This window comes from Colwellia sp. 20A7 (assembly GCF_009832865.1).
In the GTDB taxonomy this organism is placed as follows: Bacteria; Pseudomonadota; Gammaproteobacteria; order Enterobacterales; family Alteromonadaceae; genus Colwellia.
The window spans coordinates 3106131-3131824 of record NZ_CP047130.1 but is presented as its reverse complement, the minus strand read 5'-3'; the positions used below and the strand labels follow the sequence as shown (position 1 = coordinate 3131824).

19 protein-coding genes and 1 pseudogene are annotated in these 25694 nt (G+C 35.8%); 11 read left to right on the top strand and 9 right to left on the bottom strand.

Annotation, left to right across the window (positions count from 1 at the left end; all coding sequences use genetic code 11):
• Window positions 1–80 precede the first annotated feature (80 nt).
• Complete coding sequence (gene dgt, locus GQS55_RS13455) at window positions 81–1556, bottom strand: dGTPase (protein WP_159821005.1); 1476 nt, start codon at window positions 1554–1556, stop codon at window positions 81–83.
• A 204-nt stretch (window positions 1557–1760) separates the two neighbouring features.
• Between dgt and GQS55_RS13450 the strand changes: the two genes are divergently transcribed.
• Together GQS55_RS13450 and yfbR are read left to right on the top strand one after the other, a co-directional pair.
• A complete protein-coding gene (locus GQS55_RS13450) occupies window positions 1761–3446 on the top strand; it encodes a M61 family metallopeptidase (protein ID WP_159821004.1) in 1686 nt (561 codons plus the stop codon).
• Window positions 3447–3657: 211 nt separating this feature from the next.
• Window positions 3658–4248, top strand: a complete 591-nt coding sequence (gene yfbR, locus GQS55_RS13445; RefSeq protein ID WP_159821003.1) for a 5'-deoxynucleotidase — start codon at window positions 3658–3660, stop codon at window positions 4246–4248.
• A 153-nt stretch (window positions 4249–4401) separates the two neighbouring features.
• On the opposite strand, the pseudogene GQS55_RS13440 reads toward yfbR, so the two are convergent.
• Window positions 4402–4728 (bottom strand): annotated as a pseudogene (locus GQS55_RS13440) (HD domain-containing protein); the annotation flags it as partial.
• 168 nt (window positions 4729–4896) lie between these two features.
• Here GQS55_RS13440 and GQS55_RS13435 point away from each other — a divergent pair.
• Window positions 4897–5673: a substrate-binding periplasmic protein gene (locus tag GQS55_RS13435; protein WP_159821002.1), complete on the top strand. Its 777-nt coding sequence runs from the start codon at window positions 4897–4899 to the stop codon at window positions 5671–5673.
• 54 nt (window positions 5674–5727) lie between these two features.
• Here GQS55_RS13435 and cmoB read toward each other — a convergent pair whose 3' ends face one another.
• Together cmoB and cmoA are read right to left on the bottom strand one after the other, a co-directional pair.
• Window positions 5728–6693 (bottom strand): tRNA 5-methoxyuridine(34)/uridine 5-oxyacetic acid(34) synthase CmoB, encoded by a 966-nt coding sequence (cmoB, locus tag GQS55_RS13430; RefSeq protein WP_159821001.1) that lies wholly within the window; start codon window positions 6691–6693, stop codon window positions 5728–5730.
• Between the two features lie 64 nt (window positions 6694–6757).
• Window positions 6758–7507 (bottom strand): carboxy-S-adenosyl-L-methionine synthase CmoA, encoded by a 750-nt coding sequence (gene cmoA, locus GQS55_RS13425; protein WP_201294513.1) that lies wholly within the window; start codon window positions 7505–7507, stop codon window positions 6758–6760.
• A 291-nt stretch (window positions 7508–7798) separates the two neighbouring features.
• On the opposite strand from cmoA, the gene aspS reads away from it, so the two are divergent.
• On the top strand, window positions 7799–9583 hold the full coding sequence (aspS, locus tag GQS55_RS13420) for an aspartate--tRNA ligase (protein WP_159820999.1): 1785 nt from the start codon (window positions 7799–7801) through the stop codon (window positions 9581–9583).
• A gap of 68 nt (window positions 9584–9651) precedes the next feature.
• The gene (gene ruvC / locus GQS55_RS13415; RefSeq protein WP_159820998.1) at window positions 9652–10179 is read left to right on the top strand and encodes a crossover junction endodeoxyribonuclease RuvC; all 528 of its coding nucleotides are present in this window, start codon (window positions 9652–9654) and stop codon (window positions 10177–10179) included.
• A gap of 82 nt (window positions 10180–10261) precedes the next feature.
• Here ruvC and GQS55_RS13410 read toward each other — a convergent pair whose 3' ends face one another.
• Complete coding sequence (locus GQS55_RS13410; RefSeq protein ID WP_159822844.1) at window positions 10262–11362, bottom strand: Gfo/Idh/MocA family protein; 1101 nt, start codon at window positions 11360–11362, stop codon at window positions 10262–10264.
• 255 nt (window positions 11363–11617) lie between these two features.
• Between GQS55_RS13410 and ruvA the strand changes: the two genes are divergently transcribed.
• Together ruvA and ruvB are read left to right on the top strand one after the other, a co-directional pair.
• The gene (ruvA, locus tag GQS55_RS13405) at window positions 11618–12247 is read left to right on the top strand and encodes a Holliday junction branch migration protein RuvA (RefSeq protein WP_159820997.1); all 630 of its coding nucleotides are present in this window, start codon (window positions 11618–11620) and stop codon (window positions 12245–12247) included.
• 103 nt (window positions 12248–12350) lie between these two features.
• Window positions 12351–13361, top strand: coding sequence for a Holliday junction branch migration DNA helicase RuvB (ruvB, locus tag GQS55_RS13400; protein ID WP_159820996.1), 1011 nt, complete (start codon window positions 12351–12353; stop codon window positions 13359–13361).
• 83 nt (window positions 13362–13444) lie between these two features.
• On the opposite strand, the gene GQS55_RS13395 is transcribed toward ruvB, so the two are convergent.
• Complete coding sequence (locus GQS55_RS13395; RefSeq protein WP_159820995.1) at window positions 13445–13960, bottom strand: DUF2062 domain-containing protein; 516 nt, start codon at window positions 13958–13960, stop codon at window positions 13445–13447.
• Between the two features lie 90 nt (window positions 13961–14050).
• Here GQS55_RS13395 and GQS55_RS13390 point away from each other — a divergent pair, with 90 nt between their 5' ends.
• The 4 genes from GQS55_RS13390 to GQS55_RS13375 all read left to right on the top strand — a co-directional run bounded on the left by GQS55_RS13390 (window position 14051) and on the right by GQS55_RS13375 (window position 19746).
• Window positions 14051–16465, top strand: coding sequence for a DNA internalization-related competence protein ComEC/Rec2 (locus tag GQS55_RS13390; RefSeq protein WP_159820994.1), 2415 nt, complete (start codon window positions 14051–14053; stop codon window positions 16463–16465).
• Between the two features lie 78 nt (window positions 16466–16543).
• Entirely contained in the window at window positions 16544–18307 is a 1764-nt protein-coding gene (gene msbA, locus GQS55_RS13385) for a lipid A export permease/ATP-binding protein MsbA (protein ID WP_159820993.1), read from the top strand.
• 17 nt (window positions 18308–18324) lie between these two features.
• Window positions 18325–19380, top strand: a complete 1056-nt coding sequence (gene lpxK, locus GQS55_RS13380) for a tetraacyldisaccharide 4'-kinase (protein ID WP_236559642.1) — start codon at window positions 18325–18327, stop codon at window positions 19378–19380.
• Window positions 19381–19539: 159 nt separating this feature from the next.
• Window positions 19540–19746 (top strand): Trm112 family protein, encoded by a 207-nt coding sequence (locus GQS55_RS13375; protein ID WP_159820992.1) that lies wholly within the window; start codon window positions 19540–19542, stop codon window positions 19744–19746.
• A gap of 127 nt (window positions 19747–19873) precedes the next feature.
• Here GQS55_RS13375 and GQS55_RS13370 read toward each other — a convergent pair whose 3' ends face one another.
• The 3 genes from GQS55_RS13370 to nirB form a co-directional block, all read right to left on the bottom strand.
• Window positions 19874–22558, bottom strand: a complete 2685-nt coding sequence (locus GQS55_RS13370) for a nitrate reductase (RefSeq protein WP_159820991.1) — start codon at window positions 22556–22558, stop codon at window positions 19874–19876.
• A 102-nt stretch (window positions 22559–22660) separates the two neighbouring features.
• Window positions 22661–23026, bottom strand: a complete 366-nt coding sequence (gene nirD, locus GQS55_RS13365) for a nitrite reductase small subunit NirD (protein WP_159820990.1) — start codon at window positions 23024–23026, stop codon at window positions 22661–22663.
• Window positions 23027–23036: 10 nt separating this feature from the next.
• The gene (nirB, locus tag GQS55_RS13360; protein WP_159820989.1) at window positions 23037–25619 is read right to left on the bottom strand and encodes a nitrite reductase large subunit NirB; all 2583 of its coding nucleotides are present in this window, start codon (window positions 25617–25619) and stop codon (window positions 23037–23039) included.
• Between the last annotated feature and the right edge of the window lie 75 nt (window positions 25620–25694).

Below are 25694 nucleotides of genomic sequence, written 5' to 3'. Positions count from 1 at the left end.
CGCACCTTATCCAGATCTCAGGTTAAGTAGCTTTGTTTGCTGTATTTACATTTAAACCAACGAAATTATCTGGCAAAAAATTATTTAATTGCAGATAGATTTTGAAACTCTTCAAGAGCAAATTGATCTGTCATACCACTAATATAATCTATGAGCAGCCTTGTTCTAGCATATAATTCCATCATTTTATCTTTGTTAAGTGGTAATTCATTAGCATATATACCTTTTACGTCTTCTTTATATCTACCTTTATGTTTGCCTGATAGTTTGTGAAAAAGCCTTGTTTCAATTGGGTGTGATTTTAAAAAGTTATTACTTACTAATTCTTTAAATTCATCAAAGGATAATTCAATTAATGGGGTATAGATGTTCAGTAAACCAGAAATTACTGCATACCCTTTAAGTTCTAAGTTTTCGATTTCTTTACTATTAAATATGTTATTGATAGCAAGATTTCTAAACGTTTCGGTAGCTAGATTAAACTCATCATGGCCATCTAGAAGTGATTCATCGAGTTCACCGTTAAATACCAGTTCGTGATTATCTATGAATCTTTTTGCTGCATATGTTGATAGCTCATTTACCAGTGTAGTGCGTAGTGTAAGTATATAAGCGTGGTCTTTGTTGTGTTCTTCTTCTTGATACTTTTTATACGCACGGTCTGCTATTTTGAGTAGATAGCCGTTTTCTACTATTTCATCTTTGATATCAGGATCATCTTTGAAATTGTTCCACGTTTTTTTTATCTCAATGTGGAGTTGTTCGACAGTTAAAATACCTTTATCAATAGCGTCATCTACATCAGCGATGCAATAAGAAATATCGTCAGCAGCTTCCATTATATAAGTTAAGGGAAAGCGGCATCCGTCAGCAATAGATAGTTCTTTTTTTATATCTTCGAATAGATTTTTTTCAGAAAAATAAAAACCAGGCTTTTTCTTTCTGTATGCATAAGTATCAGTTTTTATTGGTTTGTCTTCATATGCGCCACGTGTATATTTTATAAGGCAAGCTAGTTGAGTGTACGTTAAGTTCAATGATTGGAGGCTATGGAGTAATCTTATCGCTTGTGCATTCCCTTCAAAACTGGAGAGATCCTTTATAAGTATGCTGCAATTGACTTCGTTTGAAAATTTTTCATTAAATATATTTGTAAGTGTTTTCTTCCCCCAGAGCTTTATTGCTTCTTCACCAAAATGCCCGAATGCTGGGTTACCAACATCATGAAGTAAACAGGCAACTTCAATTGCACTAACGAAACCATCAATATTGCCTGCTATTTCAAGTTTTTCCAATAATCCCTTACTCGAAAGCTCTTTTATTACTAATTTGCTGATATATCGACCAACCTGCTGTACTTCAAGCGAGTGTGTCAACCTACTTCTCACTGCGGCATTAGTTTCCAATGGAAAAACTTGGGTCTTTTGTTGTAAACGTCTAACAGCAGCAGAATTAACAGCGCGGCCACGATCACTTTCCATCTCCTCATTGAAGCATCTTCCTTCAATTGATGATTGACGTGAGCGAGTTGTTTTTAATTTATTGTTGTAATTCATAATAAAAATCCATTTTCCGTGTTTAAATAGGGAAGTAAAATCCACGATTACAATACTTTAACTGTTTACTATCGGTTCTTCCACTAACTGTTTCTGGTATTCAAAGGAGTTATATAAAGTTAACTTTTTTTCATATTACTAAATGGATAATTTAATGTAATAATAAACAGTCTTAAATTTAAGGCTGTTTATATTGAGTAATAAATGAAAAAAATAATAATACTTATCCTTTATATTTTATTAGTTAGTAATACTCTTAAAGCGAGTGAGTCTGAGTCGTTAATTAAATATTCCATTTCACAAGTTTCAAGTAATACTTTATCAATTGAGTTGGAATTCGAAGCATCGACCTCTAAAGTTCAGCTTATAATTCCAGACAGATTTGGCTCAACTAAAGGAGCTGGAAAAGGAATTAAAGAATTAAATATTCACCAAGAAGGGTGCACTTTTTCAAATGATTTTAATAAGCTGGAAAGCTTCATTTCTATTTCACCGTGTAGTGAAAGACCAGTCAAGGTTACCTACTTTTTAACTCAAATTAAAGAACGTACAAATACAACTTCAAACATTGACCAATTTTTACCATCTGTAGATGAAAACAAAGTTAGATGGATAAATGGGTTAGCTTTAATTGTTCCTTGGTTATCAAATGAGGAAATCAATGTAAAGCTATCATTCAGTGACGCTTTTCATAAAAAGATTTATTCTTCAAATATGATTCGGGACGGTAATGATTTAATTTTTAATGGAAATCCCAATGAATTCATGTTGTCTTTTTTATATATTACAGATGATTCTAAAGTGAATTCATTCAATGTGAATAATAATATTGAATTAGTTTCTGATAAAGAGTTAAAGCAATTAGATCCAGTGCTTATTGATAAAATTAACAAAGCTATTACTGTTGTTTCTAATCAATTTTCAAGTTTTTCATCTAACTTCGTACTTGCATTTACCACATTAAATAATGATGATAATAGTCACTCTTTGAGTGGTGTAGCATTAACCAACACATATTGGATTCAAGCAACTGAAACTGAACCTGAGAGTAACTTAGTTAATTCAATGATGCATGAATTTATTCACTCTTGGAACCCAAACTCCATGGGTGAAATCGAATTAAATAACTTAAATTTACAATGGTTTGTAGAAGGTTTTACAGAATACGCTGCATTACAACTCTCGTTAGATAGCAATATAATCTCTAGAAAGGAATTTAATTCAAAAATTAATGAAGCACTTGTTGGGTTAGTTACTTCAGATTTTTCAAAATTGACAAGTGTTGAATATACAACACTTTATAATAGCTCACCTATTTGGTTGGGTGGCTCTGACAGCTTTTACAGAGTCCCTTATTGGAAAGGGGTACTTTTGGCTTTATATTGGGATGAAAAGCTAAGATCACAGAATAGAAAGCTAACTATATTTAATCTTTTTGATAAGCTTTCTTCCCCAAACTTCTTGGAAGAGCACCCTAAACTTAATGAAGAGAGCATAATTTCAGCGCTGGACGAAATAGGGCTTGAGCATGCAGGCAAAGATATTAATGAATTTATTTTTGGAAATAAGGGAGTAAATAATACCTTAGATAGGTATTCTGAGTTAATTGAACCTATTTCTTTAGTTAATTTTGAACTTGGCTTTGACTATCTATTAACAGAGAAACAATTTAATACTATAAGCGGCTTAACAAAGGAGAGTAATGCTTTTCGTTCAGGTTTACGTAATGGAGACATATTAAAGGAAATATCTTTTAGATATGGCCATCATGACCATGAAATAGAAGTAATACTAGATGATGGAGCAATATATAGATATTTTCCTCTTGGAAAAGTTAAAAGTTTTTTAATTGATGATCACTCAATAATCCCATTAAAAATTAAAAATTAAAAATTAAAAATTAAAAATTAAAAATTAAAAATTAATAAGGAAGTTAATCATATTAAATGTGTAGAAGTCGTTTTAAAAGTAACAGAAAGATGTAATATTGATTGCAAATATTGTTATGTTTTATGTTGTTAATGGATAGAAAGATTTTACAATTGTAGAAGATACGAGCATTAACAGGGGTCTTTTATCTGTATAAACAGAGGATATTAAATTGAAAAAAAGCTCTTTTTTAGCATGGATATTACGAATGAATTTGATTAAGCGTTGGTCACCAATGCATTTAGTCAAAGAGGAAGATGTAGCTGAGCATAGTCATCAGGTAGCTGTTATTGCACATTTATTGGCAACCGTCAGGAATGTATACTGTGGTGGCGATATTAATCCTGAAAGAGCTGCTACGGTAGCGCTTTATCATGAAGTGTCAGAAACTAAGCTACAAGATATTAACCATGCAACAAAATATAGTACCCCAGCCCTGACAGCAGAGTTTAAGAAAATTGAAGATATGGCTGAATTAGAATGTTTAGATTCACTGCCAGTTAAACTTCAACCATTATTTAAAGAGTTGCTAGTTCAAAAAGATGTCGATGCAGAATATAAAAAACTAGTAAAGGCTGCTGATGTTATTGCTGCATACTTTAAAGCATGTGATGAGCTTAAGTTTCATAACCCTGAGTTTATTTCTGTTAAAAAGAGATTGGGTGATAAAGTAGAAGCTTATAAAATTGAAATGGAAGAAGTAAAAATATTCATGGATATGTTTGAAGAAGGTTGCTTAGCCAATATAGATGATCTTTCATAATTTGAAATGCCATTTATGAGTTATTTTTAACTTTCAAAAAACGTATGTTAAAAATCGTATGTGAAATTGTGATTAATAATGAAAAATATTGATGTTTTTCAAGTAACTTTACTCAAACATACATTTTAAGTACTAAATAGGGTGAATTTTTTCGAATGGGGGGTGACCAATATCATGCGCTAAACAAATGGCTTCAACTAAGCTGTCGGTAACAGGAAATAATGTTTGGCATAATTGAGGGTATTTACAACGAAGCTGTGCGGTAATGCCTGAGCCAATTTGTGCTGCTTCAAGTGAATGAGTTAATCGTGTTCGATAAAAATCACTTTGACCGCTACCCATGACCTGAGTTTTTGATTGTAATCGTCTAAAAGCGGCAGAATGAAGAATTCTAGCCCGATCTCGTTGAAAAGGATCACGATGATCATGTTGTCTTTTTGATACTTTCTTTAAGCGTCTTTCCAACCAAACTTCATTCATATCTATCTCATACTGTGTTGATTTTTCATGAATAATAATATATTAATTGATGTTACACTGATTGATACTATAGCGAATAATGAATAGTATCAATCAGTCTTTATTTAGACGTGAGCTAAGTATTAATTTGGGTATTAATTTAAGTATGAATTTAGGAGTGAATTGTTTTTGAAATTTTTAGTTAAAACAAGTGTTTTTATAATGCTATTTTTTGCCTATATTCAGCCTAAAGTATTGTGTGCTCAAGACAATAATATTATTTTACTTGCTGGTTTATCAAAGCCGCCCTTTATTTTTGTTGATGATGATAAAGGTATGCAAATTGAAATTATACAGGCGGCACTTAGTAAATATCATTATCAAATAAGCTTTTTTTATTTACCAATGACTCGGCAAATCGAGGTGTATAAAAAACGAAATATTGAAGGCTTAATAACGTTATCAACAACAGAAAATGAATTGGGGCTATACCTTTCAAAACCTTATATAAGTTACCGAAATGTTGTGATTACGCTAGCAAATAAGAACCTTAATATAACAAAAACTTCAGACTTATCGGGCATGCGTGTTGCTGGATTTCAAAATGCTATCAAGTTCTTAGGTAAGGAATATAGTGATACTTTTAAAGACTCAAATAGCTACGTTGAATTAGCCGATCAGAAAAGCCAGGTGGCATTATTATTTACCCAACGAGTTGATGCACTGGTGATGGATATAGATATTTTTAAGTATTTACTCACGCGAATGAAAAAAGAAGGCTTAAGTACAAATATTTATAATGCAGAATTTGTCGTTCACCCATTATTCGGAAAAATTGATTATGTTGCTGGCTTTAGTAATGAGCAACTGCAAAAAGATTTTGATAATGGCATCAGCGAGATTAAGGCGAACGGTAACTATCAAAAAATTATTGATAGTTACCTAAAACCTCAAACTCAAAACTAGCCTAGAAAGCCTAGCATTTAGTAGGAAAGAATAATGAACCTGATCTTAGGTTCATTAAGCATTAGCAATAAAAATGGCTCGTTGTGGAGCAGGGTAGCCTTCTATTGTTTTGCTATTATCTTCTGGGTCTAAAAAGTCAGACAATGACTCTGTATCTATCCACTCTGTTTTTCGTTGCTCATCTAAGGCGGTAATATCTGTATTTACGACTCTAATATTACTAAACCCGCAGCGTTCTAACCATGCACACATTGCCTTAGCGCTTGGTAAGAACCAAACATTACGCATTTTTGCATAGCGTTCGCCGGGTACTAATACTGTATTTTCATCGCCATCTACAATCAAGGTTTCTAGTACTAGCTCACCACCTTTGACTAATTGTGATTTTAATTGGTAGAGAAAGTCGATAGGAGAGCGGCGATGATATAAAACGCCCATGGCAAAAACAGTGTCAAAAGATTTTAATTCAGGTAATTGTTCAACACCTAAAGGTAATAAGTTAACGGCTTTATCTTGAATGAAATGTTGTACAGCATTAAATTGCATTAAAAAGAGTTGTGTCGGATCTACGCCAACAACAAATTTAGCTCCGGCACCGCGCATTCGCCATAAATGATAGCCGCTGCCACAACCTATATCTAAAACATACTTACCTGATAAATCGCCAATATGTTCCGCTAATCGATCCCATTTAAAGTCGCTACGCCACTCTGTATCTATGTGCAGGCCATGAATATGGTATGGACCTTTACGCCAAGGTTTAAACTTTTTCATTAAATTTTCTAAGCGTTTTTCTTCACCGCTATTGAAATCACCTTTACTGCCTACAGTAACACTTTTGGTTAAATCTACGTCGGTATTTTGCGCGTTAGGCAAGGCTTCTAATGTTTTTTGCCAATGCTTAAATTCACCATGTAGTTCATTTTTTTGCCAATGGTCAAGCTGTGCAGGTAAAGTGTTTAACCAATGGCTTAAACGGTTAGTGGCAATTTGTTGATAAAAGTTACTAAAATTTGTCATAGCGTTAGTCTGTAGGTTACTTCTATTTAGGAGTGAATATTAGGTAAAGTATTTGTTAAATTAACTATTTTATAGCAATAAAAGAAATAAAATTGAAACATTGAAACCAAGGAGCAACATGGCTAAACCCGGCATCTTTTAAACGTTGAATATGTTGTTCAACAGAGTCAGTACGCATTACGTTTTCTAATGCAGTCCGCTTTTGTGCTACTTCTAATTCACTATAACCATTTGAACGTTTAAAATCATGATGTAAGTCGATTAAGTGCTCATCAATAACAGAATCACCATGAGATATTTTTTCTGAAATAACAAGAATTCCACCATCATTAATACCATTGGCTATATTATTGATTAAGGTTTGACGCTCAGCTTTATCAACAAATTGTAGTGTAAAATTTAGTACAACCATTGAAGCATTGTCTACTTTTACATCTTGAATATTAGCTTCAACGACTTCAACGGGCGTTTCACCTTTAAAAGCATTGATGTGCATTGTGCAGCGTTCAATCATTGCTGGCGAATTATCTACAGCTATAATTTTACATTTTGTATTTTTTATACGTTTTCGCATAGCTAATGTTGCGGCACCTAAAGAACAACCTAAATCATATATTAAGGTGTCTTGTTGCACAAAACGTTGGCTCAGACGACCAATAGTGTCAATAATCGTGTTATAGCCCGGTACGGAACGTGAAATCATATCGGGGAAAACTTCCACAACTTGTGCATCAAATGCAAAGTCTTTTACTTGTGCGTGTGGATTTGAATAAATTAAATCAGTATTGGTTAAATTAGTGTCTGAAGTGTCCATGGCTTTCATTGTTGTAACAGTTTGGGCTATTTTAACTGATATTTATTCGATATATAAGCAAATGAACCCGCAAAGTTGCATTTTAATATCGATTTACATACGAGAAAGCCATAACTATCCTTTTTGAATGTCTCTCAAGCTAAGTTAATCAAATAATCACTCTGAGTTAGGGTGACTTTACTATTCATTGCTTTATAATATCCGGCATTTATATGCTTGCATTAAGTTATTCATGGGTTGTTCATGATGTACGTGTAAGTAGTAGTTTCTATTATTATCAAGGCAAAAACTATGCGTAGTCTTTATTGTGGTGAGGTTAATGAATCTCATATTGGTCAAGAAGTCACTCTTTGTGGCTGGGTAAACCGTCGTCGTGACTTAGGTGCTGTTATCTTTTTAGATCTTCGTGATCGTGAAGGCTTAGTACAAGTAGTTTACGATCCTGATTTACCTGAAGTACTTGCCACGGCAAACACTTTACGTAATGAATTTTGTGTTCAGTTAAAAGGTAAAGTACGTGCACGCCCTGAAGGTCAAGTAAACAAAGACATGAAAACGGGTGCTATTGAAGTGTTAGGGTTAGAGCTAACTATTTTAAATAAATCTGCACCATTACCATTAGATTCAAATCAAACTAACTCAGAAGAGCAGCGTTTAAAATATCGTTATCTTGATTTACGTCGTGTTGAAATGACTGAACGTATGCGTTTTCGTGCAAAAGTTACATCAAAAGTACGTAGCTCTCTAGAAAACCTAGGCTTTTTAGATATTGAAACACCTATGTTAACAGCTGCGACACCTGAAGGTGCACGTGATTATTTAGTGCCAAGTCGTACGCATCAAGGCAAATTTTTTGCTTTGCCACAATCACCACAGTTGTTTAAACAATTGCTAATGATGTCTGGTATGGAACGTTACTACCAAATTGTTAAATGTTTCCGTGATGAAGATTTACGTGCCGATAGACAACCTGAATTTACACAAATAGATATTGAAACGTCATTCCTATCTAGCGATCAGGTGATGGACGTTACTGAAACTATGATTCGCGAGCTTTTCCAAGAAATGCTTGATGTTGATCTAGGTGACTTCCCTCGTATGCCATTTTCTGAAGCAATGGCTCGTTTTGGCTCAGATAAGCCAGATTTACGTAATCCATTAGAGTTAGTGGATGTTGCTGATATATTAAAAGATGTTGAATTCAAAGTTTTCTCAGGTCCAGCAAACGATGCAAATGGCCGTGTAGCAGTTATTTGTGTACCTGATGGTGCTTCAAAATTCTCAAGAAAAGGCATTGATGATTTAACTAAGTTTGTTGGAATTTATGGCGCTAAAGGTATGCCATGGATGAAAGTAAATGATATTGATGCTGCATTATCTACTGGTGTTGAAGGTTTACAATCGCCGATTTTAAAATTCTTATCAGCTGATGCAGCAAAAGCATTACTTGAACGCACTAACGCTAAAACGGGCGATATTATTTTCTTTGGCGCTGATACTTACAGTGTAGTAAGTGAATCACTTGGTGCATTACGTCTTAAAATTGGTGAAGATTTAGATTTACTTGAAGGTGATTGGAAACCATTGTGGGTTGTTGATTTCCCTATGTTTGAGGAAATTGATGGTCGCATGCACGCACTTCATCACCCATTTACAGCACCAACAGATTTAACTCCTGAGCAACTTGAAGCCGATCCACTAGGTGCTTTGTCTGATGCTTACGATATGGTTTTAAACGGTTGTGAATTAGGTGGTGGTTCAGTCCGTATTCATAAACAAGATATGCAGTCTGCAGCGTTTAGAATTTTAGGTATTGGTGAAGAAGAAGCACAAGAGAAATTTGGTTTCTTACTTGAAGCACTACAATATGGTGCGCCACCACATGCTGGTTTAGCGTTTGGTCTTGATCGTTTAGTGATGTTAATGACCGGTGCTAGCTCTATTCGTGAAGTGATGGCATTCCCTAAAACCAATACAGCAGCTTGTCCATTAACAAATGCGCCAGGTAATGCTAATCCTGATCAGTTAGCTGAATTAGGTATACAAAAGCTTGAAAAGAGTACTGATGACGAATAAATAGTATAGAGTGGCGATGGTCAGTTTTTACTGGCATCGCTCTCCTAACTAATTATTTGTTATTTATTATGTCGATAATTCTCGGTATTGATCCCGGTTCGCGCTTCACAGGCTACGGGGTTATTAAATACGAAGGTCGTACTTTTACCTATCTTGGTAGTGGTTGTATTAAAGCGCTTAGCCAAGGTGAAGATCTTGGCTCACGCTTACAAACCATTTTTGCTGGCGTTTCTGAAATAATTCTTCAATTTCAACCAGATATGTTCGCTATTGAACAAGTCTTTATGGCAAAAAACCCTGACTCTGCACTTAAATTAGGACAAGCTCGCGGCGCAGCTATTGTTGCGGCAACTAATAATGACTTATTGATTGCTGAATATTCAGCAAGGCAAATTAAACAGGCTGTTGTTGGTACTGGCGCTGCAGATAAGAGCCAAGTACAACATATGGTTAAAACTATTCTTAGGTTACCTGGTACACCACAAGCCGATGCTGCCGATGCATTAGCCGTGGCACTATGCCATGCTAATAGTCATGAAAGTTTAGCAAAACTGACAGGGCAAGCACAAAAGACTGTTAGAAGAAGATTGAGATAATACTTAGCTAATACCAATGCCAAATTTAGTTAAGTTTAGTTTATTTAAATTAATTCCATTAGTTTAAATAAAACTAATGGAATTAATCATTAGGGTAAACAACGCCTATTTCTTTCCGCGCTTGGTCAATAATCGATATTACCTGCCGACTTAATTCCCATGTGGTTACTGTTGATTGCAAAGCTTCAACATTTACTATTTTTACTGGTTGATTTAGTGCTTTATGCGCTTGAACTAATGCTACAAAGTGTGATATTTCATAGCACATCGGTTGATAATTCCCTATCTCACCTTCATCTGCGCTCTTACTTTCAGTAGCACTGAGTAACTCATAACTGCCATCATTTAAGAATAATTCAACTTTACTCATTAACGAAACAAACTCAATTCTAAGCCGACCTAATTCGCCTTGAAACTCAACAAAGTTTTCACCATTGCTTATTTTTGAAAAACTGATGCTTGCAACCTTATCACCGTAATCTAGCTGTAAATCACCAGCACCATCAACACCTGTGTCTAGTATTACGGCTTGTGCCGAAATAGCGTCAGGCTCTCCCCACAAAGCGACAACAGGATAAAGTGGGTAAATACCAATATCAATTAATGCGCCGTTGGCAAATTCGGGTAAAAACGTATTCGGTACTTGGTTTGGCTTATTTGGCGTTAATTTATTTTTTGCGAAAGACTCGAGAGCGAGGCGGTATCTTGAACTGTATTGGCAATATTGACCAAAATATTTACGCGGCTTACCAATACGATAAATCTGTTGTTTTACCAGTGAAAAATTTGGCAGGTGTAAGCTCATTAATGCTTCCATGAAACAACAATTATTTTCTATTGCAGCAGATAATATTTCGCTTAACTCTTTACTATTTGATGCACTCGGTTTTTCGCCTAATACATGTTTTCCCGCGTTCAAACATTGAATAGCTTGTTTAGCATGAAAGCTATTTGGAGACGCAATATATACGGCGTCAATATTGTCATCATCAAGCATTACAGCTAAATCAGTAAATACTTTTACTTTTTTACCATCATTTATATAATCATACTGTAACGCCTTAGCTTCACCTGTCGCTTGTTGACGAGAATATATAGCGTAAAAGTTAAATTCCTCAACTTCTACTGCGGCAGTTAAGAATGTATCCACGATAAAATTACTACCAATAATTGCAATATTTATTTTTTTACTTGTTAAAGAAATATCTTCCATAATTTTTTGTATGCTCAGTATTTATCGTTGATTGAATTTTTCGAGTAACGTCCAGCTTAATTAAATGATAAGTAAAATTAGCGTTAACGCGATTTTCTTTATTCACAGTCTAAATTATCAGAAAATATAAACTAACTGAAATATTATCAGGATTAAAATGGTTTACTGTATAAATATCTAGTGGTATGATTTTATCACATTAATTATTTTCTTTAGGTTTATCTTGTGATTGGTCGTTTATCTGGTACTTTAGCTGAAAAATTCCCACCCGAAATTCTCATCGAGTGTGCAGGTGTTGGTTACGAAGTGACTATGCCAATGACCAGTATTTATGCGCTGCCTGAGTTGAATGAACAAGCGATTATTTATACCCATTTTGTAGTACGTGAAGACGCACAATTATTATATGGCTTTGCTAATACTACTGAACGAAAGCTGTTTCGTTTATTAATTAAAGTGAATGGTGTTGGCCCTAAATTAGCCTTAGCGGTATTATCGGCAATGTCGGCGGATCAATTTGTGAGTTATGTTGCTCATGATGATGTTTCTGGTATTGTAAAAATTCCAGGTGTTGGTAAAAAAACAGCAGAGCGCTTGTTAATAGAAATGCGAGATCGTTTAAAAGATTGGCAAATAACTTCATTAACTCCGGCAACAGATGCAATGCCAGTACAGTTAACTACCGAAAATACTTTTGTGAATGATCCTTTCCGTAATAATAAAGGTGATGCGATTAATGCACTTATTTCATTAGGATATAAACAAGTACAAGCCGATAAAGCGGTTAAAGCTGTTTATAATGAAGGTATGTCAAGCGAGGATATTATACGCCTTTCTTTGAAATCAATGTTATAAATACTCATACTGCCAAAGTACTCTCCTAGAGTAGAGCCGTTACTAAAATGAATAATATTAATTACTGCAATAAAAACCTTGCTGGTAATAATAGGAAATAAAAATGATAGAAGCAGATCGTTTAATTGAGCCTGTCGCAAGTATTGAAGATGAAGGTGTCGATCGTGCCATTCGTCCTAAAATGCTTACTGATTACACTGGGCAAGCTCATGTTAAAGCACAAATGGAAATTTTTATTCCAGCGGCCAAAAAACGCGAAGAGCCCCTTGACCATTTACTTATTTTCGGACCACCAGGTCTAGGTAAAACAACATTGGCTAATATTGTTGCCAATGAAATGGGCGTAAGCATTCGAACTACTTCTGGACCTGTGTTAGAAAAAGCCGGTGATTTAGCTGCACTGTTAACTAATTTAGAAGAAAACGATATTCTCTTTATTGATGAAATTCATCGATTAAGCCCAGTAGTTGAGGAAATACTTTATCCCGCAATGGAGGATTATCAGCTTGATATCATGATTGGAGAAGGGCCCGCAGCCCGTTCAATTAAGTTAGATTTACCGCCTTTTACTTTAATTGGTGCTACTACTAGGGCTGGTGCGCTAACATCCCCGCTCAGAGATAGATTTGGTATTGTTCAACGCTTAGAGTTTTATAATGTGGAAGATTTAACCACCATTGTTAAACGATCCGCACACTTCTTAAATTTAGAGATAGATGCATTAGGAGCCTTTGAAGTGGCTCGTCGCTCTCGTGGTACTCCTCGTATTGCTAATCGACTATTACGTCGTGTACGAGACTATGCAGATATTAAAACCCATGGTTTAGTGAACCAAGAAACAGCCGCGGCAGCTCTTGATATGTTAGAAGTCGATAATGAAGGGTTTGATATTATGGACAGAAAGCTACTGCACGCAATTATTGACAAATTTATGGGTGGGCCTGTCGGGCTTGATAATGTGGCAGCAGCTATTGGTGAAGAGCGAGAAACTATAGAGGATGTGCTTGAGCCATTTTTAATTCAACAAGGCTTTTTACAGCGCACTCCACGAGGCAGAATAGCTACCGATAGAGCGTATCAGCATTTTTCAATTACGCGCCCAGAGCCGAAGTAAATTGTTCGTTACCTCGTCAATAATTTGATTTTACCTAGCGGCATCGTAACCCTGAATTGATTTAGGATTACGATGTTTTTGAGTTATTTGTCATTTTTGTTACGTTTCTTCCATGCTTTCACCGCACTGTAACGCCATAAAAGTTGCATACCAAAATAGCCCAACATTGAAAAAATTATTGCTAATACGCCACAGCCCAATAAAAATGCAGGGCCTATTGACGATAAGCTATCCGCTATCCATTGCCAGTTTGCTTCAAACTTAAAATCATGAACAGGGGCGTTTATTAACCATGCGCCGACAGAATAGCAGAAATAAAATATTGCGGGCATGGTAAACGGGTTTGTTAGCCAAACTAAAGCAACTGAAAGTGGTAAATTTGAATGCACCATAATGGCAGTACCTGCGGCTAACACCATCTGAAAAGGTACTGGAATAAAAGCGAAAAACAGCCCAACAGCAAAAGCCTTTGCTACTGAATGACGGTTCATATGCCATAAATTAGGATTGTGCAATAAAGCACCAAAGATTTTTAAGTGTTTATTATCTTTGATACGCTGATTATCTGGCATTATGCGCTTAATTAGTTTTTTTGGCATATACTTACTATTATATTCAAGTTTTTATCGTCGATTATTCGTTAATACATTGATTACACAGCAATTGATACAGGAAGTATTTTATTCACTATGGACTGGTGGCTAGCGTGTTTTTTTCTGGGTGCTATATTCTCATTATTCTCACCAATAGTGCCAGATATTTTTGTGCTATTTTCACTTATATTTACATCTATTTTATTTTTTTATTACCCTTCGCGTATTAATCGGTCATTTAAGCCCTTGCGATTAAGCTCTGGTTTACTCTTTGGTGCAAGCTGGATGTTATTTAATGCTGTTAATTTTCAACAATTATGGCAAGAAAATAACCTAGACGTTTTAGATTTATCAAGTAAAACACAGTGGATACAAGGCGAAATCCTAACTTTACATTCACCTTTAATGGAATTGTCTGATCCATTAAGTAACAAGTCGTTGTCTGAAAATCGCTTACGTTTCAATATTAATGTAACTCACATCAATAATAACCAATTGACGAAAGCATTAATACTACGATTAAGTTGGAGTAATGCAACGCTATCCTTGCAACAAGGGCAAGTAGTTAGCTTAAAGGTGAAATTTAAGCCTGCTCATGGATTAGCCAATTTAGGAAGTTTTAGTTATCAAACATGGCTTAATAGTAAAAAAATAAGCGCGACAGGTTATGTTGTGAATGATGAAAACAACAAGCTACTTATAGATGAAGCTACTCTACGACAACAAAATTTTAGTCATTATCAACAATTACTGCCAAAACACGATTTATCTTCTTTATTATTAGCGTTAGGTTTTGGCTCGCGTACCGAGTTAAGTCAAACGCTGTGGCAGGTTCTACAAGCTACAGGTACAGGTCACCTTATTGCCATTTCAGGCTTACATATTGGTTTAGTTGCAACGGGAACATTCTTCTTATTTATGTTTGTAATGCAAAATATACCATTGAGTTTTTTTGCGAATAGTCACAAGATTCAGACAGTTAATAGTCGTTATTTTGCCATTGGTTTAAGCATGATGGCAGCACTCAGTTATGGTTATTTAGCTGGCTTTTCATTACCGACAGTCCGTGCGTTAGTCATGTTAAGTCTGTATTGGTGCACACGCTTCTTAGGTATAAAAGTTTCAATTAAACGTTGGTTATTATTTACTTTGTTTATTATAACGTTAACGACACCGTTTAGTTTATTTACCGCAAGCTTTTGGTTATCAGTTTATGCCGTTATTATTATTTTTATGACTTTATGGCGGTTTAAAAGTTCGCTTTCATCAGGGAGTAAATTATGGATATTTATCAAAGGACTGGTTGTTATTCAGTTAAGTCTTACGTTAATGCTATTGCCTATTAGTGCCATATTCTTTCAACAAATATCACTTGTTGCCTTATTTGCGAATATTATTGCAGTACCGTGGATGAGTTTTATCGTTATTCCTTTGTGCTTATTATCAGTGCTTTTAATGCCTATATCCTCAACATTATCCCAGGTTGTTATAGCGCTATGTGTAGAATCAATCGAACTTCTTTGGCATTATTTGAGTTATTTAGCAAACATCCCATGGGCGATAATAACGCTGTCAAGTTTCCAAGTTCAGTTGACCGTTTTGCTGGGGGTATTAAGTGTGTTTTTCATATTTTTTCAAGCAAAAGTAAATGTTAATTATAAAATTATTAGTGTCACTTTTATTTGCTCTACCTTGTTATTACTTGTATTAAAAATGGTTGGAAAATCGAACGAAAACCTTACCGATTGGCAGGTAATTGTTTTTGATGTAGGGCAGGGTTTATCAATATTAGTGAAACGTGATAATAATGCTATTTTATATGATACAGGTGCAGCATATAAAAGCGGTTTTAATATGGTTGATGCGGTTGTTTTACCGTATCTGCAATATGCAGGGATATCCCGGTTAGATAAAGTAATTATCAGTCACAGCGATAATGATCATGCTGGCGGACTAGCAACTTTGCAGCAGTCAATTGAAATTAAAGAACTCATTTATAATCTTGATCAAGAAAGTAATAGCCAGAAAGTTACGGGTCGTTGTTTGCAAGGTAATTCATTTAATTGGCAAACTATAACGTTTGAATTTTTATGGCCAGAGACACTTGTTGGAGAGAACAACGATGATTCCTGTGTAGTACTTATTTCAGATGAAAATAATAAAGTTTTATTAACAGGCGACATATCTAAAAAAGTTGAGCGTACGCTCATTAATCAGTATCCACAATTACAAGTTGATGTGCTCGTTGTACCCCATCATGGCTCTAAAACCTCATCAAGTGACGCTTTTATTACTCATGTTAGTCCTCAGCTTGCCATTGTGAGTGCTGGGTATTTAAATCGTTGGCGTATGCCTGTTGCTGAGGTTGTAAAACGTTATCAGTTAAACAATATTACAATGCTCAATAGTGCTACTTCAGGCCAAATAGTTTTAGATTTATCTGAAAAAGGTATTACTCAATATACTTATCATGAGGATTTATGGCCGTTTTGGTTTGCAAATTCGCTTTGATTAGTTGGTTGTTTACTTAAACTGCGTTAAAATCAGCTCATTATAATATCCTTCAGATGCAGTGAAATAACTTCTCCCATGGAAAATTCAACAAACGCCACTACAGGGCAAAACTTCAAGCGTCTTTTTGGTTATGCTAAACCTTATAAACTTGGTTTTATTGTATCTATTATAGGTATGTTAGGTTACGCAGCTATTGATGTTTACTTTCTATCAAAGTTACAAGCGTTAATTGATGAGGGGCTTGTAGGAAGTAATCCTAACTTTATGAAATGGGCGCCTGTGTTTGTAGTGGCCGCCTTTGTTTTCCGTGGTATTTTCCATTTTATTGCTAACTACTGTTTAGCTTGGGTGGGAAACAATGTGGTTACCGATTTAAAGCAAAATTTATTTGAACATATTATGGGAATGCCTGTGGCTTTTCATGATAAAGAGTCAACCGGTGGGCTAATTTCTAAATTAACTTATGACACCGAACAAGTTTTAAATTCAGTGAGTAAATCTATTTTAGTTATCGTGCAGCAAAGCGCCTTTGTTTTGGGTTTGTTGGGATTAATGTTTTATATCAGCTGGCAACTTTCTGCTATTTTTATACTGATCACGCCAATTATTACTATTATTGTTAATGTAGTTTCAAAACGTTTTCGTAAAATAAGTAAAAATATCCAAGGTGCGATGGGAGAAGTTACTACGGCGGCAGAGCAAACTTTTAATGGCCATAAGGTTGTATTAACCTTTGGCGGCCAAGCAAAAGAATTTGGCCGTTTTCAGCAAATAAATAATCAAAATAGATATCAGCGAATGAAGCTTGTCGCTGCAAAATCAGCCAGTGTGCCGATTATTCAAATTATAGCGTCATTTGCTTTAGCTTTTGTTTTTTATGCTGTTAACTCTGAAACTTTACGCGATAGTATTTCGGCTGGTAGCTTTGTCAGTATTATTACTTACATGGTTATGTTGTTAAGACCATTAAAAATGCTAACCAATGTGAATAGTGAATTTCAACGAGGCATGGCCGCCTGCGTGAGTATTTTCTCTGTCTTAGATCAAGAAAAAGAAAAGGACACCGGCGACAAACACCTCGTTAAAGCACAGGGTAATATCGCTTTTAAGGCGGTTAACTTTGCTTATAATTTTGATAAAAATGGGTTAACTAATACTAAGTGGGCGCTTGAAAATGTCTCTTTTGAACTAAATACAGGTGAAACTCTCGCTTTAGTCGGTCGTTCAGGCAGTGGCAAATCAACAGCCAGTGCGCTGTTATTGCGTTTTTATGATGCTAGCGAAGGTGAAATACTCATCGATGGCATTAATATTGAAGAATATTATCTAAACGATTTACGACAACAATTTGCCTATGTTTCACAAGATGTTGTGTTATTTAATGACAGCTTAGCTAACAATATTGCCTATGGGAAACCAGATGCGAGCATGGATGAGATTATTGCTGCAGCTAAAAGTGCTCACGTGATGGAATTTGCCGAGAAGATGGATCGGGGGTTAGAAACGAATATTGGTGAGAATGGTGCTTTGTTATCAGGAGGTCAAAGACAACGTGTGGCTATTGCGCGCGCTTTATTATGTGATGCACCATTTTTAATTTTAGATGAAGCAACTAGCGCTTTAGATACTGAATCTGAACGTCATATTCAGGATGCTTTACAAACACTACAAAAAAATAGAACGTCTATTGTTATTGCTCATCGATTATCTACCATTGAGAATGCGGATAAAATTATTGTGATGGAGCAAGGAAAAATAGTTGAGCAAGGTAATCATCAAACCTTACTTGATAAAGACGGTGCGTACGCACAATTGCATCGTTTTCAATTTGAATCGTAACATGATGGTATTATTTTTTGACACCAGCACTCAATGCAAAAGATGGAGTTAGTGTGCGATTAATTGAAAAGGTTTGGTTTAAAAATCACCAGGCAAAATATTGGCTTGTACCGCTATTATTGCCGATAACCGGATTGTTTTATTTAATAAGCTTAGTAAGAAGGCTCGCTTTTCGTTTGGGCTTATTAAAATCGTATAAAGTTGCAGCGCCTGTTATTGTTGTTGGTAATATTAGTGTTGGCGGTAATGGTAAAACTCCTGTAGTTATACACTTAGTTGAACTCGCCAAAACATTAGGATTAAAGCCAGGGGTTATCTCTCGTGGTTATGGCAGTCAGGCTGATATTTATCCTTATTTATTGGATGAAAAGAGTACTAGCTATCAAGCAGGTGACGAGCCGCTTTTAATTTATCAACGTTGTAACATTCCGGTCGTGATAGGCGCTGATCGCGTTGCTAATGCAGAAAAGTTAATTGAGCATGGATGTAATATTGTTATTAGTGATGATGGTTTACAGCATTATCGATTACAACGTGATTTAGAGTTGGTGATTATTGATGCCAAACGACTTTTTGGTAATGGCTTACTGTTGCCGGCAGGTCCTTTACGAGAAGGGACTTGGCGTTTAAAAGAAGCTGACTTGATTATTTATAATGGTAACAACTCAGACCATACCAAACAGCTAGTGAGTAAGCCTTTATTCATGACGTTAGCAGGCTGTGAATTAATCCAAGTAACAACGGGTGAAAAAATGTTGTTACCGGATTTTATTCAACAATGGCAAATCGTTAACGCTATTGCCGGTATTGGCGAGCCGCAACGTTTTTTTGATACGTTACAAACACTAGGCTTTGATTTAGCAACACAACAAGGCTTTATTGACCATAAAAACTTCACTGTTAATGACTTTGTTGAATTTAAAGCAGATTTACCGCTATTAATGACAGAGAAAGATGCGGTAAAATGTCGAGGCTTCGCGCAAAAGAACTGGTGGTATTTACCTGTTAGTGCCCAATTTTCAGAGCAAGATAAAGACGTATTAATTCAATCTATAAATAGCTTTAAAGTATAAAGTTTATTTAAGTAAAGTGACAATAGTGACGAGTTAAACTATTAAGCTAATTATTAGTTTAGTTATAAACTTAGCTAGTAACTAATTAGTCAATTTAATTACCAAGGTAGAAGTGAACTGATTCTACTTAAAGATAAAACCAATGAAGAGAGTGAAATTATGGCTTTTGATGTAAAGTTAATGGAAATATTAGCGTGCCCTGTGTGTAAAGGTAAGCTTGATTATAATAAAGAGCAGCAAGAGCTTATTTGTAAATTTGATAAATTAGCTTATGTCATTGAACAAGATATTCCTGTTTTGCTGGAAAGTGAAGCGCGCCGAATTAGTTTAGATGATTCGACTAGCCCGTTAGAAGCCACTGAGTAGCCAGTTAAATTAAGAGTGAATCGTAGTAGTAACCATAATAGAAGTAATATATCTAACCAGCTTTAACCCCATGTTGACATATTGTTTTTAAAAACAATTAGTTATATGGCGCGTGATTGAAACCTGATTAAAGCATGGTTAACATTATTTCTTCTTTATTTTCCTTATGTTCACTAAGTAATACACCTAATTCCGACTTACAAGAGCCACAGTTAGTACCGCACTTTAACGTATCGCCTAACTGGCTAATTGAATTACACCCCGATTTTATTGCGTTAATAACTTCTTTTTCTCCAATATTAAAACAACTACAGATTTGTCTACCTTTAGCAAAGCTCTCATTTGATGTACCAGACAATAATGATTGTATATCGGTTTCAGGCAGATTGTTTTGACTAAAAGCATGCTCAAGCCATGCGCTTTCTATTGTTGGGGTTGTTGCTGCACAGTAACATAAAAAGACTAACTTTCCTGCTTGTAAACAAATGACATAATGGGTGTTTTCTGTTGTGAATTGCATCCATTCACCTGAGATGCAACTAGTGGTTTGACACCAATTTAACATATCTGTTTCCACGTGCGTATTGGCAAATTCAAAGCTCATGCCATAACTCGTTCGTGCTTTAGTCCAAAACTCGTTATTTACTTGTGTTTGAACAATAAAATCTTCATTAATATGTAGTTGACCAAACTGCTTAAAGGATGTTTTGCTTAAGGCAATTGCCCCATGTTTACTTTCAGGTTGACCAGAAATAGGGTCGGCGATACTTGCATATAAATTACTGACGTTCGCGCTAGAAGCAAACTGTTCATTCCAATGAATAGGCATGAAGCATTCTTTGCTTCGTTGATTTTTATCTAATTTCACATGAACAGTCGCTTGGCCAGTATTTGATAAAACATTAACTATTTCATCATCAACTATGTGCAACTGTGCGGCATCCTCTGGATTAATGTAAAGGTAACATTTGTCTGTGTGGGCGGTAAGTTGTGCAGCCTTACCTGTACGCGACATAGTATGCCACTGATCTCTTAAGCGTCCGCTATTTAATCTAAAAGGATATTTAGCCGATTTTTTCTGTGTTGGTGCTTGAGGCTTAATAGGAAAAAATACTGCTTTGCCAGACGGCGTAGAAAACTTACCATCTTCAAAAACACGTTTTTTACCTTCAGGGTAAGTATCATTAACCGGCCATTGCACTGGCTTTAAACGATTATACTGTGCTGTTGTAATGGTCGAAAACGCAGAAATATCAAATATCCGCTCACCATTATTTTCGAAACCAGATAACTGAGAAAACTCTCGAAAAACTTCACTTACATGTGAGTATTTAAAGCCTATGTATCCCATTGCCGTGGCTACGTCTGCAATAATTTCCCAGTCGTGTTTTGCTTGTCCATTAGGAGCTATCGCATTAGTTTGACGTGAAATACGACGTTCTGAGTTGGTGACAGTACCATTTTTTTCTAACCACGGTGTTGCAGGTAATTTCACATCAGCAAAGTCTAAAGTATCATTGTTTTCAACACAGTCAGAAACGACAACAAATTCACATTTAGTTAATGCTCGGGTTATTTTTTTACGATCGGGCAAGCTCACTAAAGGATTCGTCGCCATAATCCAGACAGCTTTTATTTTACCTTCATCGATGGCATCAAATAATTCAACGGCTTTATAACCTGCCTTATCTGCCATAGTAGGTGACTGCCAAAAACGCTGAACCGTAGAACGATGTTTGGGGTTTTCGATGTCCATATGTGACGCTAATTGATTAGATAGACCGCCAACTTCTCTGCCGCCCATGGCATTAGGTTGCCCCGTTATTGAAAACGGCCCACAGCCGTCTTTAGCTATTTTACCAGTAGCTAAGTGGCAATTTATAATACTATGACATTTATCAACACCTGAGCTTGATTGATTTATGCCCATTGAGTAAAAGGTAATTGCTTTTTCAGTCGTTAAAAATAGTTGGTACACACTTTCAACATCTTGTTGATCAATATCGCAATAAGTTGCGACTTTCTCTATTGACCAGTAACTTGCTTCTACTAATGCTGCGTCGAAACCCTGAGTATTATTATGGATATAATCGTTATCGAGTCCTTCATTGAGGGCTAAATAATTAAGTAAACCATTGAAAAATGCCGCATCACTGCCGGGTTTTATCGGTAAAAAATAATCAGCTATTTGACAAGTCGCTGTTTTACGCGGGTCAATAACAACAACTTTCATTTTGGGGTTACGTTTTTTAGCTCTTTCAATACGTTGAAATAAAACTGGATGTGTCCAAGCAGCATTGGAACCTGTGATTAATAAAAGTTCAGTCGTGTCTAAATCATCATAACTACAAGGTACTACATCTTCGCCAAAACTGCGTTTATAAGCGGCAACCGCCGACGACATACAAAGGCGTGAATTAGTATCAATGTTGGCTGAGCCTATATAGCCTTTCATTAACTTATTCGCGAGGTAATAATCTTCAGTCAGAATTTGTCCTGAAACATAAAAAGCAACTGAGTCAGGGCCATGCTCTTTGATAATTTGTGAAAATTTATCGGCTACATGCTTTGTTGCTATGGACCAATTAACCGTTTGGTTATTTATTTGTGGCTCAAGTAAGCGATTAGTTAAGTCAGTCGTTTTTAATAAATTGGTTCCTTTAACACACAGTTTACCAAAGTTAGCTGGATGCTCTAGTGTACCAACGAGAGCATTAGCCTCATTATTTTCAACCGTAATATCAATACCGCAACCCACACCACAGTAAGCACAAGTCGATTGAACAATATGTGATGATTGAGAACAACTCATAAAATTTACCTTTTCAACAACAGAGAGTAATGCTCAGTACCACCAGATTTATAACGTGTGTACTGAGTTGGTTTACGTGTATTTAATAGTTAGCTAGTATCACTAGACAAAAAGCTGTACTTGGTCTTCAATTATTCTTACAGGAAATACATCAATACTTATATCTTCTTGTAAACATTTTCCTGTGGTTAAACAATAGTGCTGCTTATACAAAGGGGAGGAGACGACAATATCGTCACCTACACTGCCAACAATGCCTCTATACAGCACATTAGCGTCGCCAATAGGGTCATAATTATCTACGGCGTATACTTTTTTATCTGTATTTGGTAAATGAAAAATAGCGATTTGCTTCTGTTCTAAACCTTGCTCTACTAAAGCACAAACACCAGAATCTTTAATTAAATCACTTGTTCTACACACTGTTAACCAGTCTTTATTTTTTACTAATATGTTTTGATCTGACATGATTAATTCCTTAGGCTTCTTCAGCTATTTTCTTGATTTTCTCTTCAATTAACACTTTTGTTGCTTTTTCATCTTTAGTGGCTGGGCGTATTTGGTCGCGCTCTTGCACAAAAATGATATTGCTATCGGGTTTAGATGAATTAACAAAAGGTTTAAAACGTTTTAATGCTTCAGGGTCTTCTAACGTTGTTTTCCATTCACATTGGTAGGTATCAACAATTAATGCCATTTGTTGTTCTAAGCTTTCAGATAATTCAAGGCTATCTTCTATAATGACTTGTTTTAAATAATCTAAACCGCCTTCCATATTGTCCATCCAGACAGAGGTTCTTTGTAAACGATCTCCTGTACGAACATAAAACATCAAAATACAGTCTATGTATTTAACTAAGGTTTCATCATCTAGGTCGATAGCAAAGAGATCACCATGTCGAGGTTTCATGCCACCATTGCCACAAACGTATAAGTTCCATCCTTTGTCTGTCGCTATAATGCCTATATCTTTACTTTGTGCTTCTGCACATTCGCGAGTACAACCAGATACACCAAATTTTATTTTATGTGGCGCTCGTAACCCTTTGTAGCGATTCTCTAAATATATTGCCATTGCGGTTGAATCTTGCACACCGAATCGACACCAGGTAGAGCCAACGCAAGATTTAACAGTTCGAAGTGACTTACCGTAGGCGTGACCTGTTTCAAAACCGGCGTCGATAAGCTCTTGCCAAATAGGCGGTAGCTCTTCAACACGTGCGCCAAATAGATCAACACGTTGGCCACCGGTTATTTTGGTATACAGGTTATATTTCTTCGCTACTTGGCCTAAAACTATTAATTTATCTGGAGTGATTTCACCACCAGCTACTCGTGGTACAACGGAATAAGTCCCATCTTTTTGCATGTTACCAAGGTAAGTATCGTTAGTGTCTTGTAGTGATAAGTGTGGCTTTTTAAGAATATAGTCATTCCATACTGAGGCTAATATAGAGCCAGTAAGAGGTTTACAAACCTCGCAGCCATGTCCTTTACCATGCGAGGATAGAAGTTCATCAAATGTTTTTATTTCTTCGACGGTAATAATGTCAAAAATTTCACGACGTGAATAAGCAAAATGCTCACAAATATCCTTTTTAACTTCAACACCACGATTTTCAAATTCTGCGTCAGCAACATTTTTTAATAAAACAGCACAACCACCACAACCAGTACTGGCTTTAGTACAGGTTTTTACATCACCAACAGTACATGCACCTTGGTCTATTGAGGCAATAATATCGCCTTTAGTGACGTTATGGCATGAACAAATCATCGCGGTATCAGGTAATGCATCTGCACCCAATGTTGGTTTTTCACCTGAAGAAGGGAGTATTAATGCTTCTGGTGATTCAGGTAAATCAATACCGTTAAGCATGTATTGTAGTAACGAGTCATATTCACTAGTATCACCAATTAATACGGCACCAAGCATTTTACTTTTATCACTTGAAACAACTATTTTTTTGTAAACACCTTCAGGCTGATTCTCATAAGTATAAGTTAATGCGCCTGATGTTTTTGCATGTGCATCACCTATTGAGCCTACTTCAACGCCCATTAGTTTTAATTTGGTACTCATATCAGCACCAGTAAACGATTCTTTTTCACCAATAACATGTTTTGCGGCCACTTTGGCCATGCTGTAACCTGGGGCAACTAATCCGAAGATAAAGTTGTTCCAAAGTGCACACTCACCAATAGCGTATATATCTTTATCAGACGTTTGGCATTGGTTATTAATAACAATACCGCCACGTTCACCTAATTCTAAATCGAAAGTTCGCGCAAGGTTATCGTAAGGACGAATGCCTGCTGAGAATAAAATAAGGTCAGTTTCTAAGGTAGTATCATCGCTAAAACAAAGCTTATAACGACACTTATCGCCATCTTCGATAACATTTGTTGCCTTTGAGGTATGAACTTTTACGCCTAATGCTTCAATTTTTTCTTTTAATAATCGACCACCACCAGCATCAATTTGAACGCCCATTAATTGTGGCGCAAACTCAACAACATGTGTTTTTAAACCTAGGTGGGTTAGGGCATTTGCCGCTTCAAGACCAAGTAAACCACCACCGATAACAACCCCCACTTTACTGACATTAGCACTGGCTTGAATTTCATCAAGATCATCGATAGTTCGATACACTAAACAATGGTCGCGATCTTTTCCTGGAATAGGTGGAACAAATGGATAAGAGCCTGTCGCTAAGATAAGTTTGTCATAATCGATTATTTGACCACTTTCTGTTACAACATTTTTATTGGTACGATCAATATCAACGACTTTTGCATTAGTTTGAAAATTTACATCCCAATCTTGGTATGTTTTCTCGTCAGTCATCGCTAAATCTGCAGCAGTTTTACCGCTAAAGTATTCTGAAAGGTGTACACGATCATAAGCTAGTCGAGATTCGGCTGATAAAACGGTTATCTCTATTGCTTGGTTAGCTGTTCTCAATTGAGCTAATTGCTCAACAAAATGATGACCTACCATGCCGTTACCGACAACGACCACTTTTTGTTTTTTTATTGATTGTTGATTATTTGAGCTCATTTTGATACCTGCTTCAATATTGATATTGGTTTTATAAATTTTGTTAACTCTCATATAAATAACAATGAGTTAACC

What these genes read in the sequence shown, in the direction of transcription:
- dgt (WP_159821005.1), bottom strand. Translation starts at nt 1,556, where the DNA reads ATGAATTACAACAATAAATTAAAAACAACTCGCTCACGTCAATCATCA.
- GQS55_RS13450 (WP_159821004.1), top strand. Translation starts at nt 1,761, where the DNA reads ATGAAAAAAATAATAATACTTATCCTTTATATTTTATTAGTTAGTAAT.
- cmoB (WP_159821001.1), bottom strand. Translation starts at nt 6,693, where the DNA reads ATGACAAATTTTAGTAACTTTTATCAACAAATTGCCACTAACCGTTTA.
- cmoA (WP_201294513.1), bottom strand. Translation starts at nt 7,507, where the DNA reads ATGGACACTTCAGACACTAATTTAACCAATACTGATTTAATTTATTCA.
- aspS (WP_159820999.1), top strand. Translation starts at nt 7,799, where the DNA reads ATGCGTAGTCTTTATTGTGGTGAGGTTAATGAATCTCATATTGGTCAA.
- ruvC (WP_159820998.1), top strand. Translation starts at nt 9,652, where the DNA reads ATGTCGATAATTCTCGGTATTGATCCCGGTTCGCGCTTCACAGGCTAC.
- ruvB (WP_159820996.1), top strand. Translation starts at nt 12,351, where the DNA reads ATGATAGAAGCAGATCGTTTAATTGAGCCTGTCGCAAGTATTGAAGAT.
- GQS55_RS13395 (WP_159820995.1), bottom strand. Translation starts at nt 13,960, where the DNA reads ATGCCAAAAAAACTAATTAAGCGCATAATGCCAGATAATCAGCGTATC.
- GQS55_RS13390 (WP_159820994.1), top strand. Translation starts at nt 14,051, where the DNA reads ATGGACTGGTGGCTAGCGTGTTTTTTTCTGGGTGCTATATTCTCATTA.
- msbA (WP_159820993.1), top strand. Translation starts at nt 16,544, where the DNA reads ATGGAAAATTCAACAAACGCCACTACAGGGCAAAACTTCAAGCGTCTT.
- GQS55_RS13375 (WP_159820992.1), top strand. Translation starts at nt 19,540, where the DNA reads ATGGCTTTTGATGTAAAGTTAATGGAAATATTAGCGTGCCCTGTGTGT.
- GQS55_RS13370 (WP_159820991.1), bottom strand. Translation starts at nt 22,558, where the DNA reads ATGAGTTGTTCTCAATCATCACATATTGTTCAATCGACTTGTGCTTAC.
- nirD (WP_159820990.1), bottom strand. Translation starts at nt 23,026, where the DNA reads ATGTCAGATCAAAACATATTAGTAAAAAATAAAGACTGGTTAACAGTG.
- nirB (WP_159820989.1), bottom strand. Translation starts at nt 25,619, where the DNA reads ATGAGCTCAAATAATCAACAATCAATAAAAAAACAAAAAGTGGTCGTT.